At 30.7% G+C, this 14,593-nt stretch carries 15 protein-coding genes and 2 tRNA genes; 12 read left to right on the top strand and 5 right to left on the bottom strand.

The window, feature by feature from the left end; genetic code table 11:
• Positions 1 to 189 precede the first annotated feature (189 nt).
• The 3 genes from SJY17_RS09550 to SJY17_RS09540 all read left to right on the top strand — a co-directional run bounded on the left by SJY17_RS09550 (position 190) and on the right by SJY17_RS09540 (position 2,794).
• Positions 190 to 1,035: a transketolase gene (locus SJY17_RS09550; protein WP_397362337.1), complete on the top strand. Its 846-nt coding sequence runs from the start codon at positions 190 to 192 to the stop codon at positions 1,033 to 1,035.
• Positions 1,036 to 1,057: 22 nt separating this feature from the next.
• The gene (locus SJY17_RS09545; RefSeq protein WP_397362336.1) at positions 1,058 to 2,011 is read left to right on the top strand and encodes a transketolase family protein; all 954 of its coding nucleotides are present in this window, start codon (positions 1,058 to 1,060) and stop codon (positions 2,009 to 2,011) included.
• Positions 2,012 to 2,149: 138 nt separating this feature from the next.
• Entirely contained in the window at positions 2,150 to 2,794 is a 645-nt protein-coding gene (locus SJY17_RS09540) for a hypothetical protein (RefSeq protein WP_397362335.1), read from the top strand.
• 67 nt (positions 2,795 to 2,861) lie between these two features.
• On the opposite strand, the gene SJY17_RS09535 is transcribed toward SJY17_RS09540, so the two are convergent.
• Positions 2,862 to 3,800 (bottom strand): FKBP-type peptidyl-prolyl cis-trans isomerase, encoded by a 939-nt coding sequence (locus SJY17_RS09535; RefSeq protein WP_397362334.1) that lies wholly within the window; start codon positions 3,798 to 3,800, stop codon positions 2,862 to 2,864.
• 79 nt (positions 3,801 to 3,879) lie between these two features.
• Here SJY17_RS09535 and SJY17_RS09530 point away from each other — a divergent pair, with 79 nt between their 5' ends.
• The gene (locus SJY17_RS09530) at positions 3,880 to 4,254 is read left to right on the top strand and encodes an RNA-binding S4 domain-containing protein (RefSeq protein WP_397362333.1); all 375 of its coding nucleotides are present in this window, start codon (positions 3,880 to 3,882) and stop codon (positions 4,252 to 4,254) included.
• 3 nt (positions 4,255 to 4,257) lie between these two features.
• Positions 4,258 to 4,761, top strand: coding sequence for a phosphoribosyltransferase family protein (locus SJY17_RS09525; RefSeq protein ID WP_397362332.1), 504 nt, complete (start codon positions 4,258 to 4,260; stop codon positions 4,759 to 4,761).
• On the opposite strand, the gene SJY17_RS09520 is transcribed toward SJY17_RS09525, so the two are convergent.
• Positions 4,753 to 5,268: a shikimate kinase gene (locus tag SJY17_RS09520; protein WP_397362331.1), complete on the bottom strand. Its 516-nt coding sequence runs from the start codon at positions 5,266 to 5,268 to the stop codon at positions 4,753 to 4,755. The genes SJY17_RS09525 and SJY17_RS09520 overlap by 9 nt on opposite strands.
• Positions 5,269 to 5,393: 125 nt before the next feature.
• Between SJY17_RS09520 and SJY17_RS09515 the strand changes: the two genes are divergently transcribed.
• The 7 genes from SJY17_RS09515 (at position 5,394) to SJY17_RS09485 (ending at position 10,510) form a co-directional block, all read left to right on the top strand.
• A tRNA-Lys gene (locus tag SJY17_RS09515) sits at positions 5,394 to 5,465 on the top strand.
• A 54-nt stretch (positions 5,466 to 5,519) separates the two neighbouring features.
• Positions 5,520 to 5,605: transfer RNA gene (locus SJY17_RS09510), tRNA-Leu, on the top strand.
• A gap of 89 nt (positions 5,606 to 5,694) precedes the next feature.
• Positions 5,695 to 6,603: a MerR family transcriptional regulator gene (locus SJY17_RS09505; RefSeq protein WP_397362330.1), complete on the top strand. Its 909-nt coding sequence runs from the start codon at positions 5,695 to 5,697 to the stop codon at positions 6,601 to 6,603.
• A 5-nt stretch (positions 6,604 to 6,608) separates the two neighbouring features.
• The gene (locus SJY17_RS09500; RefSeq protein ID WP_397362329.1) at positions 6,609 to 8,072 is read left to right on the top strand and encodes a phytoene desaturase family protein; all 1,464 of its coding nucleotides are present in this window, start codon (positions 6,609 to 6,611) and stop codon (positions 8,070 to 8,072) included.
• 1 nt (position 8,073) lies between these two features.
• Positions 8,074 to 8,913, top strand: a complete 840-nt coding sequence (locus SJY17_RS09495; protein ID WP_397362328.1) for a phytoene/squalene synthase family protein — start codon at positions 8,074 to 8,076, stop codon at positions 8,911 to 8,913.
• A 2-nt stretch (positions 8,914 to 8,915) separates the two neighbouring features.
• On the top strand, positions 8,916 to 9,365 hold the full coding sequence (locus SJY17_RS09490) for a beta-carotene hydroxylase (RefSeq protein ID WP_397362327.1): 450 nt from the start codon (positions 8,916 to 8,918) through the stop codon (positions 9,363 to 9,365).
• A 5-nt stretch (positions 9,366 to 9,370) separates the two neighbouring features.
• Positions 9,371 to 10,510 carry a lycopene cyclase family protein gene (locus tag SJY17_RS09485; RefSeq protein WP_397362326.1) on the top strand — a complete coding sequence of 380 codons (1,140 nt, stop codon included), beginning with the start codon at positions 9,371 to 9,373 and terminating at the stop codon, positions 10,508 to 10,510.
• Here SJY17_RS09485 and SJY17_RS09480 read toward each other — a convergent pair.
• From SJY17_RS09480 to SJY17_RS09470, 3 genes are all read right to left on the bottom strand, one after another.
• Entirely contained in the window at positions 10,507 to 11,073 is a 567-nt protein-coding gene (locus SJY17_RS09480; protein WP_397362325.1) for a TlpA family protein disulfide reductase, read from the bottom strand. The genes SJY17_RS09485 and SJY17_RS09480 overlap by 4 nt on opposite strands.
• A gap of 72 nt (positions 11,074 to 11,145) precedes the next feature.
• Positions 11,146 to 12,006 carry an anti-sigma factor gene (locus SJY17_RS09475; protein WP_397362324.1) on the bottom strand — a complete coding sequence of 287 codons (861 nt, stop codon included), beginning with the start codon at positions 12,004 to 12,006 and terminating at the stop codon, positions 11,146 to 11,148.
• A gap of 129 nt (positions 12,007 to 12,135) precedes the next feature.
• Positions 12,136 to 14,406, bottom strand: coding sequence for an aconitate hydratase (locus SJY17_RS09470; RefSeq protein ID WP_397362323.1), 2,271 nt, complete (start codon positions 14,404 to 14,406; stop codon positions 12,136 to 12,138).
• Positions 14,407 to 14,593 lie beyond the last annotated feature (187 nt).

Genomic DNA, 14,593 nt, shown 5'->3' with positions numbered 1-14,593 from the left:
CAAATATATATAAGAAAAATACAAAGGGTCTTAAATAGTTGCTAAAATTGAAAATTTTGTCAAACCAAATAATAAAATACAACAATTGTTAAGAAATCAGTGTATTTAGTTAATAAGTGTAAACCTTCAATTTTTGTAGAGGTGTATTAAACAACTAATTTTGAAAACAAAATAACTAACCCATAAAACATGGCAAGCACACAACAATTAGAGGATTTAACCACACAAGTACGTAGAGATATTTTACGTATGGTACATAAAGTAAATTCTGGTCATCCAGGAGGTTCATTAGGTTGCGCAGAATTTTTTGTAGCACTTTACCAAGACATAATGGATAGAAAAGAAGGATTTGATATGGATGGATTAGGTGAAGATATTTTCTTCTTATCCAATGGTCATATATCTCCTGTTTTTTATAGCGTATTAGCTAGATCTGGTTATTTTCCAGTAGAAGAATTAAATACATTTAGACTACTAAACACAAGATTACAAGGTCATCCAACAACACATGAAGGTTTGCCAGGTGTTAGAATAGCATCTGGATCTTTAGGACAAGGATTAAGTGTCGCTTTAGGTGCAGCTCAAGCAAAAAAACTAAATGGCTGTAAGCATTTAGTGTATAGCTTACATGGAGATGGAGAAATGCAAGAAGGACAAAATTGGGAAGCTATATTATACGCTTCTGGAAACAAGGTTGATAATATTATTGCTACCATAGATTTAAATGGTCAACAAATAGATGGTTCTACAGATACTGTTTTACCAATGGGAAGCTTTAGATCAAAGTTTGAAGCATTTGGTTGGACTGTTGTCGAAATAGAAGAAGGAAACAACATTAATGCTATCTTAAAAGGAATGGCTGAAGCTAAAGACAAAACTGGAAAAGGAAAACCTGTTTGTGTTCTTTTAAAAACGGTTATGGGTAATGGTGTAGATTTTATGATGCATACACATGCATGGCATGGTAAAGCACCAAATGACGAGCAACTAGCAACTGGGTTAGCTCAAAATGCAGAAACTTTAGGCGACTACTAATTAAGACTTACGATTTAGAATTATGAAAACATATACAAATACAGGTAACAAAGATACACGTTCTGGTTTTGGAGCTGGTTTAACTGAGTTAGGAAAAACTAATGAAAATGTTGTTGCACTTTGTGCAGACTTAATAGGTTCTTTAAAAATGGACGATTTTAAAAAAAATCATCCAGAACGATTTTTTCAAGTTGGTATTGCAGAAGCAAACATGATGGGATTAGCTGCAGGAATGACTATAGGTGGAAAAATACCATTTACAGGTACCTTTGCTAGCTTTTCTACAGGTCGTGTTTATGATCAAATAAGACAAAGTATTGCTTATTCTGATAAAAATGTAAAAATCTGTGCATCTCATGCTGGATTAACATTAGGCGAAGATGGAGCAACGCATCAAATTTTGGAAGATATTGGATTAATGAAAATGCTTCCAGGTATGGTTGTTATTAATCCATGCGATTATAATCAAACTAAAGCTGCAACATTAGCAATTGCAGAACACCATGGACCAGTTTACCTACGTTTTGGTCGTCCAAAAGTAGCAAATTTTACTGCTGAAAATGAAAAATTTGAAATTGGTAAAGCTTTACACTTACAAGATGGTAATGATGTTACTATTTTGGCAACTGGACATTTAGTATGGGAAGCATTAGAAGCTGCTAAAACATTACAAGAAAAAGGGGTTTCTGCAGAAGTAATTAATATTCATACAATTAAACCTCTAGATGCAAATGCTATAATTGCATCTGTAAAAAAGACAAAATGTGTTGTAACTGCGGAAGAGCATAACCATCTTGGTGGTTTAGGAGAAAGTGTAGCTAGAGTATTATCTCAACATTTACCTACAGCTCAAGAATATGTTGCAACTAATGATACTTTTGGAGAATCTGGAACCGCAGACCAGCTTATGGAAAAGTATGGTTTAAATGCTGATGCAATTGTTAAAGCTTGCGAAAAAGTAATTAAAAGAAAATAAATTTTTATTTTTTTCTAAAAGAGGGTCAAACCATGGTTTAACCCTCTTTTTTGTTATAAATAATTACTGAATAGTAGGTTATAAAAATATTTTGGCATAATTTTCGTTATTATAGATGTTCATCAAAAAACAACAATTATGAAAATTTTAAAAAAATTTCACGAATACTTTAGTCAAAATAGAACTGAAGTGAGTAAAAAATTAATTTTAACATCAATTGCTACATTATTATTTTCGACATTTATATTTGCTCAAACTGGAAGCGGTTTTGGTTTTAAAGGCGGATTAAATTACAATGGAAATGGTGATTATTTTGAATCTATTACTAGCAACTATCAAGATCCTGACAGAAACATTGGTTACCACATTGGTGTCTTTGGAAAACTTGGAAACAAGTTTTACTTTAGGCCTGAATTGATTTATACAGCTACTAAAAGTGATTACGATGCTGGGGTTTTTGACTTTAAAAAATTAGATGCTCCCATATTATTCGGGATGAAAGTTTTAGGTCCAATTAGTGTTTTTGGAGGACCATCACTTCAATACGTTTTAGATAGTGGTTTTGAAAACTCTACAATAAACGATTTAGAAAACGATTTTTCTATTGGGTTAAACTTTGGATTAAGTTTTAGTTTAAAAAAGGTTGGTATTGACTTACGTTATGAAAGAGGATTTAATAATAATGAAGCAACAATCATCACTAATAATATTACAACTGTAAACCCAAATAGATTAGACACAAGACCAGAACAACTGATACTTAGTTTATCTATAATGTTATAGAACATGTTTAAGCATAAAAAAAAGAGTCACTTTTAAGTGACTCTTTTTTTTAAAAATATTTTATTTTCTAATTAGATTCTGTTGAATCTGAATCTAAATAATTAGGTATTCCGTCACCATCAGTATCGTCATTTGTTGGGTCACCATCTCCATCAATATCCTCATTTGTAGTTAACACTCCGTCATTATCATCATCATTATCTACATAATTTGCAAATCCATCCTCATCTGTATCATCATTACTTCCATCTCCATCTCCATCTAAATCTTCAAGATATGAAGGGATTGAGTCTCCATCATAATCCGTATCTAACCTTGTTAATAAATCAAACTTAAAAATTAAAGGCGAATAAGCAGAAATTGAAGTAGTTACATTAGAAAAATAACCTATACCTGAAGGAATAAACGCTGCTCCAATACCAAAATTATGGTTAACATATGTTCCATCTCCATTTTCCGTAAAACTATCTCGTGTTTTAAACTCTATTAAAGCTTCTCTAAAACCAGTAATAACTCCAAAAGTACTTCCTACATTAGTTAAATTAAAAGGGGCATTTACAATATTAGCACTATCAAATACTTCTCCATCTAATAAACTACCTTCATATAAAACTCCAACAGCATCTAACGAATGTACTACATCTCCTAATCCTTCTCTTAAATTTAGATAATATAACGTATAATCAATATCATCTTCAGTTACTATTTTACTCATTAATTCTGGTCTATCCAATAATGAAATAGCATCTAAGTTATTATTCTCTGCACTTATAGTATCAAAAACAATTTCATATGCATCGTTTCCTAAAGAATAAAGGTTGTTAAAATCAAATTCGTCATAATTATAAGTATGTGTACTTAAAAACTCTTCGATCTCTGCTATATCTTCCGCATATACTTCTGCTTTATCTCTTTCTTCTAAGACAACTGTTTCTTCATCATCTTTACAAGCAACAGTTAAAACTAAAACAGATAAAAGTGCAAATGTTATTTTTCTTAATTTCATTATTCTTATTTTTGAAGTGCAAGTTACGTTTTAATATAATTTTGCGCAATAACGTTAACGTTAATTTTAGATAATTTGTATGCGAATAGATAAGTATTTATGGTGTGTTAGGTATTATAAAACACGAAGTATAGCCACAACCGCTTGTAAAAAAGGTCATATTAAGATAAATGACGCTGTTGTTAAACCAAGTAGAGATGTTTACCCAACGGATACTATTGAATTAAGAAAAGACCAAGTTAATTATAAATTAACAGTTTTAGACATCCCTCCAAATCGTGTTGGAGCAAAACTAGTGGATATTTATCGTGTTGATAAAACACCTAAATCTGCATTTGAAGCACAAGAAATGCTTAAATTAGCTAAAGATTACTATAGAAAAAAAGGGGTTGGTAGACCAACAAAGAAAGACCGAAGAGATTTAGACGAATTATCCTTAGAAAACGAACAATAACACATGGTATTATTAAAAAATATAATTTTAGACACAGATGCTATTAATAATAAATTAAGACGCATTGCTTTTCAAATTTACGAAGCTAATACCAATGAAAGCGAAGTCATATTAGCTGGTATAGATGTAAATGGTTACATTTTAGCTAAAAAACTAAAAACTATCCTTTCTAAAATTTCTCCAATAACTCCAACGCTTTGTAAAATAACAATAGATAAAAATAATCCTAGATTACCTTTAAAAACATCTTTAAAAATTGAAGATTACAAAAATAAGTCTGTTGTTTTAATAGATGACGTTTTAAATTCAGGAACCACTTTAATTTATAGCGTTAAACATTTTCTAGACGTTCCTTTAAAACAATTTAAAACTGCTGTTCTAGTTAATAGAAACCACAAAAAATTTCCAGTTAAAGCAGATTATAAAGGTATTTCTTTATCAACTTCATTAAACGAACATGTTCAAGTTGATTTAGAAGGTAAAGACTGGAAAGCTTATTTAAATTAATTTAAATAAGATATTATTTAAAGTTTCTTCTTCATTATTTGTTGACTCAATTACTATTTGTGCTTGATTATAATAAAAAGAACGCTCAAACAGATGTTTTGCAATAAAGTCTTTCAGCTCTTCTTTTGTTTTAATATGACTTACTAAAGGTCTTTGATTATCTTTATACAAACGATTTGTTAAAACGTCTAAATTTGTTTTTAAATAAATAGATTTGAAGTTATCTAAAGCATTTAACCATCCCATTGTATCATAAAAGCATGGTGTGCCACCTCCTAACGAAATAATAGTTTTTTCTGCATTAGTGGTAATTTCTTTTAAATATTGTTGTTCTATTTTTCTAAAATAAATTTCTCCTTTGGTTTTAAAGATTTCGGAAACAGTTAAGTTTTCTTTTTTTTCGATATAATAATCCAAATCTACAAACTCAAAATCCATCAATTTTGACAATTTTTTACCAATTGTAGACTTTCCAAATGCCATATATCCGACTAAAACTAAATTCATTTTTGAGCTTAATTATTGATTATTAAAATCATAGGTTTTATTAAGACAAAAAAACAAAAAAATATTTTAAAATAGGGTTGCATTATTAATAAAACATATTATATTTGCACCTCTCAAACGAGAAAGACCAGTTAGCTCAGTTGGTAGAGCATCTCCCTTTTAAGGAGAGGGCCTGGGTTCGAGCCCCAGACTGGTCACATTAAAAGTTAAGCTTAGGCTTAACTTTTTTTTTTATCTTTATTTTTACAAAAGCGCACGTGGCGGAATTGGTAGACGCGCTAGCTTGAGGGGCTAGTGACCACTTTTGGTCATGGAAGTTCGAGTCTTCTCGTGCGCACGTTATCACTATCTATTTTATATTTTATTATTCAAAAAAAAGTTTTTTTTTACCCTAAATATATTTTGTTTAACTATATTAGCAAAACAATGAACAATATAAAAAGCAAATTTAGCATTAAAGACCTTGAAAATCTTTCAGGAATAAAAGCGCACACTATTAGAATATGGGAAAAACGCTATAATTTATTTGAGCCTAATAGGACTGATACTAATATTAGGTATTATAGTTTATCTAGTTTACAAAAAATCCTAAACATAAGCTATCTTAACAATAATGGTTATAAGATCTCAAAAATAGCCAATTTAAGCAGTAAACAAATACCTGCATTTGTCAACGAAATAGCTAATAAAAACAATAATAACAATCACTCTGTAAACCAACTTAAAATAGCAATGATTAACTTTGATCAATCGTTATTTTATAAAACTTATAATGATTTAATTAGTGAGATCTCTTTTAGCAAAATATTTTATAATGTATTTATCCCTCTACTAGATGAGATTGGCTTGCTTTGGCAAACAAATACTATAACTCCAGCACATGAGCATTTTATAGTAGAACTTATAAAACAGAAAATAATTTTAAATACAGAAAAAGCTCTAAGTAACTTTAAAGTGTCAAAAAAAGCAAATACATACATTTTATTTTTACCTGAAAACGAAGTGCATGAATTAGGCTTATTATTTACTAATTATCAACTAACAAATAGTGGTTTTCACTCCATATACTTAGGAGGAAGTGTCCCTTTAGAAAGTTTAGATTTTTTAACGTCACAATATAACGACATTACATTTATCTCAAGTTTTACCGTAAAACCTGATAAAGATCAAATAGAAAAATACTTATCTAAATTTAGTAACACACTTCTTAAAGATTCAAATAACAAATTAATTGTTTCAGGAAGAATGACTTCATTAATTGACAACCAAACTAACCCCAAAATAATAGTTTGCAATTCTACTAAAGAAGTTATTGAAAACTTACAACAGGTTTAAATTATATGAAAAAAAGCATTGCCATAATAGGTTCAGGGTTTTCTGCTCTTTCTGCATCTTGCTATCTAGCAAAATATGGGTATGATGTTAGTGTCTATGAAAAAAACGAAACAATAGGAGGACGATGTCGACAATTTAAAAAAGAAGGATTTACTTTTGACATTGGTCCTAGTTGGTATTGGATGCCAGATATATTTGACAAGTTTTTTGCAGATTTTAATAAAAAAACATCCGACTATTATAAATTAGATAAATTATCTCCTGCTTATAAAATCTTTTTTAAAGATGAAGAAATAACTATTGGTGATAGCTTAGATAAAATATGTAAAGAATTTGATCGCATAGAACCTGGAAGTTCTGTAGCTTTAAAAAAATTTATTTCTAAAGCACAAACCCATTATGATATTGCTATCAATAAAGTGGTTTTAAAACCTGGGATTTCGCCTTTTGAATTGGTTACAAAAGAAACTGTTACAAGAATTGATCAATTTTTTAAAACAATAAGCTCAGACCTAAGAAAACATTTTAAAAACCCAAAATTAATTTCAACATTAGAGTTCCCTGTACTGTTTTTAGGAGCAAAACCAAGCAAAACTCCTTCATTTTATAGCTTTATGAATTATGCAGACTTTGGCTTGGGTACATGGCATCCAAAAGGTGGCATGTATCAAATTATTAAAGCAATGACAGCATTAGCTAAAAGTCTAGGTGTTAAGATACATACAAATAGTCCAGTAGCTAAAATTAATGTTAAAGATAAAATGGCGACTTCAATTGTTGTAGATAATACAACTTTAATATTTGATATTGTTTTAAGTGGTGCAGATTATCATCATTCAGAAACATTATTAGACTTAAAGTATAGACAATATTCTGAGAAATACTGGAGTAAAAAGACATTTGCGCCTTCTTCTCTCCTATTTTATATAGGAATAGATAAGAAGTTAAAAAACGTACAACATCATAACTTATTCTTCGACACTAATTTTGAAACACATGCTGAAGATATTTATGATACTCCTAAATGGCCTAAAGACCCATTGTTTTATGCAAATTTTCCATCTATAACAGATGACAGTATGGCTCCAGATGGTAAAGAAACTGGTTTCTTTTTAATACCAATAGCTCCAGGAATAGAAGACACACCAGAGCTTAGATCACAATATTTTGATATTATAATAAACCGTTTTGAACGTTTGACACAACAAAAAATAAAATCAAGTATTATATTCAAAGAATCATTTTGTGTTAATGATTTTATTAAAGACTATAATTCCTATAAAGGAAATGCTTACGGAATGGCTAATACACTATTACAAACAGCATTTTTAAGACCTAAATTAAAAAGTAAAAAAGTTAGTAATTTATATTTTACAGGGCAACTTACAGTGCCTGGTCCTGGTGTCCCACCAGCACTTATATCTGGAAAATTAGTTGCAAAATTAATCAAAAAACACCACCAAAACTAATATGAAAATAGTATTCGATTCTGTATCATACCAATGTAGTAAGATGGTCACTAAATCTTATAGCACTTCATTTTCTTTGGCTACAAAGATGTTATCTAAAACTATTAGACAAGACATATATAATATATATGGTTTTGTTAGATTTGCTGATGAGATAGTTGATACCTTTCATGACTATAATAAAGAAGAGTTATTTAACCGTTTTGAAACGGATTTAGAAGCTGCTCTAAAAGACAGGATTAGTTTAAACCCAATACTTAATTCATTTCAACATACTTATCACAAAAGTAACATAGATAAACATATGGTTGATGCTTTTATGAAAAGTATGCGTCTAGACATTACAAAATCAAAATATGAAACAGAACAAGAATATAAAGATTATATTTATGGGTCAGCAGATGTTGTTGGCTTAATGTGTTTAAAGGTTTTTGTACAAGGTAACCAAAATACGTTTGAAGATTTAAAAGAAACTGCAATGTCATTAGGTTCTGCCTTTCAGAAAGTTAATTTTTTACGCGATCTTAAAGCAGATCATGAGTTATTAGATAGAACGTATTTTCCAAATACAGATCTAACAAACCTAACAGAAAAAGATAAGCTCAATATTATTAATGATATTGAAATAGATTTTAATAATGGTTTAAAAGGGATTAAAAAATTACCAATTGAAGCTAAATTTGGTGTATTTATGGCTTATCGTTATTACAATCAGTTACTTAAAAAATTAAAAAAGACACCAGCTTTAGAGATTAAAAACACACGTATTAGAGTGCCTAACTACAAAAAAGCAGAGCTCCTAACACGTAGTTATGTAAAATATCAACTTAATTTATTATAATTATGCAAGTCGTATATTGGATATTAGTTTTTTTAGGAACCTTTTCTGCAATGGAGTTTATGGCTTGGTTTACACACAAATACGTTATGCATGGTTTTTTATGGTCATTACACAAAGACCATCACCACAAAGATCATGATAGCTGGTTTGAGCGCAACGATGCCTTTTTTATATTTTATGCAATAGTAAGCATGACTTGCTTCTACCTTTGGAATTACCATGATGTATGGTATTGCTTACCAATAGGACTAGGTATTATGGCCTATGGAGCAGCCTATTTTTTGGTTCACGATATATTTATACATCAACGTTTTAAACTATTTAGAAATGCTAATAATTGGTACGCAAAAGGTGTAAGGCGTGCACATAAAATGCACCATAAACATTTAGGAAAACAAGATGGAGAATGTTTTGGGATGTTATTTGTGCCATTTAAATATTTCAAAAAATAATGTAGATGCCTAAACATTATGATTACATAATAGTTGGTAATGGATTAGCAGGTCTACAACTAGCTTTAGCATTAAGCAAAGACATCTTTTTTAAGGATAAACAAATTGCTTTAATAGACGCTTCAACTAAGACAACAAACGACAAAACATGGAGTTTTTGGGAAACCAAAACTAGTAAATGGGATGCTATAACCTATCAAAATTGGCAAAAAGCAAAAATCATCACTTCTAATAAAAATATTGATTTAAATCTTACTCCATATACCTACAAAACCATACGTGCAATAGACTTTTATACTGAAGCTAAAGCACAAATCAGTCTTCAGGGAAACATCAGTTTTTTGGTTGAGCATGTTACATCTGTTACAGAAAATGAAACGGTTTTAGTTACAACAGAAATTAATAACTACACAGCTAATCATGTATTTGATAGTAGAGTTACAAATAATATAAAATCAAAATTACCTGATTATATTAACATAACACAACATTTTAAAGGTTGGGTTATTAAAACAGAAACCGATTGTTTTGATACAGACACAATAACTATGATGGATTACCGATTAAAAGATGGTAATCAAACTACGTTTACATATGTTTTACCGTTTTCAAAACGCGAAGCTTTAGTAGAATTTACCTATTTTACAGAACATATAGTTGAAGATCAAGTTTACGATAAGTATTTAAAACAGTATATAAAAGACTATCTAAACATTAAAAATTATCAAATTATTGAAACCGAAAAAGGTCAAATACCAATGACTAATTTTCCTTTTGATAAATATAATACAGAAAAGGTTACCAAAATTGGTACAGCAGGTGGTTGGGTAAAAGGCAGTACTGGTTATAGTTTTAAACATACAGAAAAAAAAGTAGACAAAATAATAACTAATTTAAAGACCAATCAATTACCTACAAAAAACTTATTTAAGTCTAAATATAAGTTTTATGATAAAGTCTTTTTAAAAGTTTTAAAAGATGAAAACCATAAAGGAGAATGGATATTCCAACAGTTTTATAATAAAAACTCAATACAAACCATGTTCCGTTTTTTAGACGAAGAGTCTTCTTTTAAAGAAGAACTAAAAGTGATGTATTCGTTATTTTCTTGGAGCTTTATTAAAGCTTTTTTTAAGACGCTTTAATCTTTAAGAAGTATATCTATAATACTTCTAACCTTTACGCTATTCCAGTTAGCAGCACCAGATTTATCAATTACAATAGCTCCATTTTTATCAATTAAAAAAGTTCTTGGAATACTAGTTACCTTAAATAATTCTATTGCTGGAGATTCAACTGGATTATAAATTTTAAAGGTATAACCATTATGCACACTAAATTCATATAGTTTTTTAGGATCTTCATTTGATACAAACACAAATTCTATTTTATCTTTATAATCGTCATATAATTTTTGGAGACTTGGTAATTCTGCAATACAAGGTGGACACCAGGTTGCCCAAAAGCTAACTAATACAACTTTGTTTTCCGTTTGACGGAAATTATATTTATTACCATTTATGTCTATTAAATTCCAATTATAATTGTTAATTACAGCTCTATCCTCCTTATCCTCTACACTTGGAGAAAATTGCGCTAACCCTTTATGCAATTGTATTTGTATAAGTTGCCTAGTACTTGGTATAATAATTAACACTAAAAATAACCCAAAGAGGATATTTTTAAAGCTGAGTTTTGGAGTTTTCATAAAACTTAAGAAAATAAAAAAGCGTCTTTTTGTAATTAAAAGACGCTTCAAATTTAATAAATAACAAATATATTATCTGCTAACTGTACCCATTAAAGTTACAACAGGACCTGTACCCATTGTTATTGGAGTATGTAATGCAGCAGTTACTGGTACCATATGTGCTAATGGTTTTAAAGTAAAAGGTGCTGGACTATTATCTGGGCTAGGCTCTACAGATATTACTATAGTTTGTCCTAATAAATTTAACATATTAGGCGTACCGTCTTCATTAAACAAAAAGTCTTCTCCTGGAAAAGGTGGAGACATATTCATTCCGCTAAAACCAGAAAACTCATCAGCTGCAGCAACATTTGTAAAAGTTCCTGTACTTAAAGGTGTTCCGTCTACGACAGCCCATCCTTCATATTTCCAACCTGCTGGTAATGTTGGCAAATCTAATCCTGCTACAGGAGCTGCACCAGAATTGTTTAAAAACCAAACTCCACTTGATTCGTTTGTCATATCATCATCTGTTGGTGTAGCTAAAATATATTCTCCTGTCGAAGCAGAAAAATCTGCAACTATACCATTAGAGTTAACACTTGCACTTGTTCCTGAAAAATCACCAGCTAAAATTTTGGTGTCAGCTGGAGCTGGGTCAGTGTCTACAGCTGGTTCTATAGATAACACAAAAGTTGTTGCTGCAGCTAATTGAGAGCTTTCAACTTGAAAAGTTTGAGGAAAAGTAACATCACTAAATGTTCCAGTTGATACTGGATTACCATTTACAATAACCCAACCTTCATACACATAATCGCTACCAAGTGCTTCCAAACCTGATAAATTTAATGTTAATGCAGAAGTTTCTACTTGTGGTGTATCATCATCACTACTACATGATACACTTAATAATCCTAAAGCCATTACAGCTAAATACATTTTTCTAATCATAATTTTTGGTTTTAATTTATTTAACAATTTTCTTTTTTAAGCAGTCGTTAAGCTTTTTAAAACCTTACATGTTAAACAAAAAAAACTCTCGAAATTTCGAGAGTTTTTAATTTTAACTTAAATTATGTTTTATGCATTATTCTCTTTTTTAATTAAGTTAAGCGCACTTCCTTCGTTATACCAATCAATTTGAGCTTGGTTATACGTGTGATTTACTACAATATTATTTTTTGTTCCATCTGCATGTACTAACTCAATAGTTAATGGTTTACCTGGAGCAAATTGATTAAAATCTAAAAAATTAAATGTATCATCTTCTTGAATTAAATCGTAATCTGCTTCATTTGCAAACGTTAACCCTAACATTCCTTGTTTTTTAAGATTAGTTTCATGAATACGTGCAAACGATTTAACAATTACTGCAACAACACCTAAGTGTCTTGGTTCCATTGCAGCATGCTCTCTAGAAGACCCTTCACCATAGTTATGATCTCCAACTACTATTGTTTTTACTCCAGCAGCTTTGTAAGCTCTAGCAGTATCTGGTACACCACCAAAATCTCCAGTTAATTGATTTTTAACAAAGTTTGTCTTTTTACCAAATGCATTTACAGCACCAATCAAACAGTTGTTAGAAATATTATCTAAATGACCTCTAAAACGTAACCAAGGTCCAGCCATACTAATATGATCTGTTGTACATTTTCCAAATGCTTTAATTAATAATTTAGCACCTGTAATGTCATTACCTATTGGTGTAAATGGTGTTAATAGTTGCAAACGCTCTGATTCTGGAGAAACTTTCACTTCTACTCCACTACCATCTTCATCTGGAGCTAAGTAACCATTATCTTTTACATCAAAACCTTTTGGAGGTAACTCCCATCCTGTCGGCTCATCAAACATTACTTCTTGACCATCTTCATTTAATAATGAGTCTGTCATTGGATTAAAATCTAAACGTCCAGCAATTGCAATTGCTGCTGTAATTTCTGGTGATGCCACAAAAGCATGTGTGTTTGGGTTTCCATCTGCACGCTTAGCAAAGTTTCTATTAAAAGAATGTACTATACTATTTTTGGGTGCATTTTTGGGGTCGCTATATCTTGCCCATTGTCCAATACATGGTTCACAAGCATTAGTAAATATTTTAGCGTCTAATTTTTCAAAAATACCTAAAATACCATCTCTATCTGCTGTATAGCGTACTTGCTCAGATCCTGGATTAATACCCAATTCTGCTTTCATTTTTATTCCTTTATCTAAAGCTTGTTGGGCAATAGATGAAGCACGTGATAAATCTTCGTAAGAAGAGTTTGTACAAGATCCAATAAGTCCCCATTCTACCTGTATTGGCCAATCGTTTTTTGTTGCGATTACATTCATATCTTTACCAACTTTAGTTGATAAATCTGGTGTAAATGGTCCGTTTAGCAAAGGGGTTAATTCTGATAAATTAATATCTATTACTTGGTCAAAATAGTGTTCTGGGTTTTCATATACTTCTGCATCTGCTGTTAAATAATCTTTTACTTGGTTTGCTGCATCAGCTACATCTGCTCTTTCTGTAGCACGTAAGTAACGTTCCATAGACTCGTCATAACCAAAAGTAGATGTTGTTGCTCCTATTTCTGCTCCCATGTTACAAATTGTACCTTTTCCAGTACAAGACATAGACGTTGCTCCAGGTCCAAAATACTCAACAATTGCTCCTGTCCCTCCTTTTGCAGAAACAATTCCTGCTACTTTTAAAATAACATCTTTTGGTGCTGTCCAACCAGATAGTTTACCTGTTAATCTTACACCTATTAATTTAGGAAACTTTAGTTCCCAAGCCATACCTGCCATAACATCTACTGCATCTGCACCACCAACTCCAATAGCAACCATACCTAACCCTCCAGCATTTACTGTATGAGAATCTGTTCCGATCATCATTCCTCCTGGAAACGCATAATTTTCTAATACTACTTGATGAATGATTCCTGCTCCAGGTTTCCAGAACCCTAAACCGTATTTATTTGATACAGATTCTAAGAAATTAAAAACTTCACTACTTACATTATTCGCGTTTTTTAAATCTGAAGACGCTCCATCTTTTGCTTGAATTAAGTGATCACAATGTGTTGTAGTTGGAACTGCTACTTTACTTTTTCCGGCTTGCATAAATTGTAATAGAGCCATTTGAGCTGTAGCATCTTGTAATGCAATACGATCTGGTGCAAAATTCACATAATCTTTACCTCTGGCAAACCCTTTTGTTGCTTTACCATCCCAAAGGTGTGAGTATAAAATCTTCTCTGAAAGTGTTAACGGTTTACCCACAACTTTACGTGCTGTATCAACGCGTTCTGCCATTTGGCTATACACCTTTTTTATCATATCTATATCGAATGCCATACTATTTTGTTTTATTTTAAAATTTATTTCTTCTAAATATACAAAATACAACTTGACTTAAAAAGTGGTGATGATATTATAGGTTTATATTAGGATAAGATTTTTATATGTAATCTCAATTCTATAATTGTTTCCTATTGAAAATAGTCTATAAAACAACGTTGGCTAGATATTGCGTTAGGGATTG

It is taken from the genome of Olleya sp. R77988 (genome assembly GCF_044594215.1).
GTDB lineage: Bacteria > Bacteroidota > Bacteroidia > Flavobacteriales > Flavobacteriaceae > Olleya.
The sequence above is the reverse complement of the archived record's forward strand: the minus strand, read 5'-3'. Positions and strand labels throughout refer to the sequence as shown.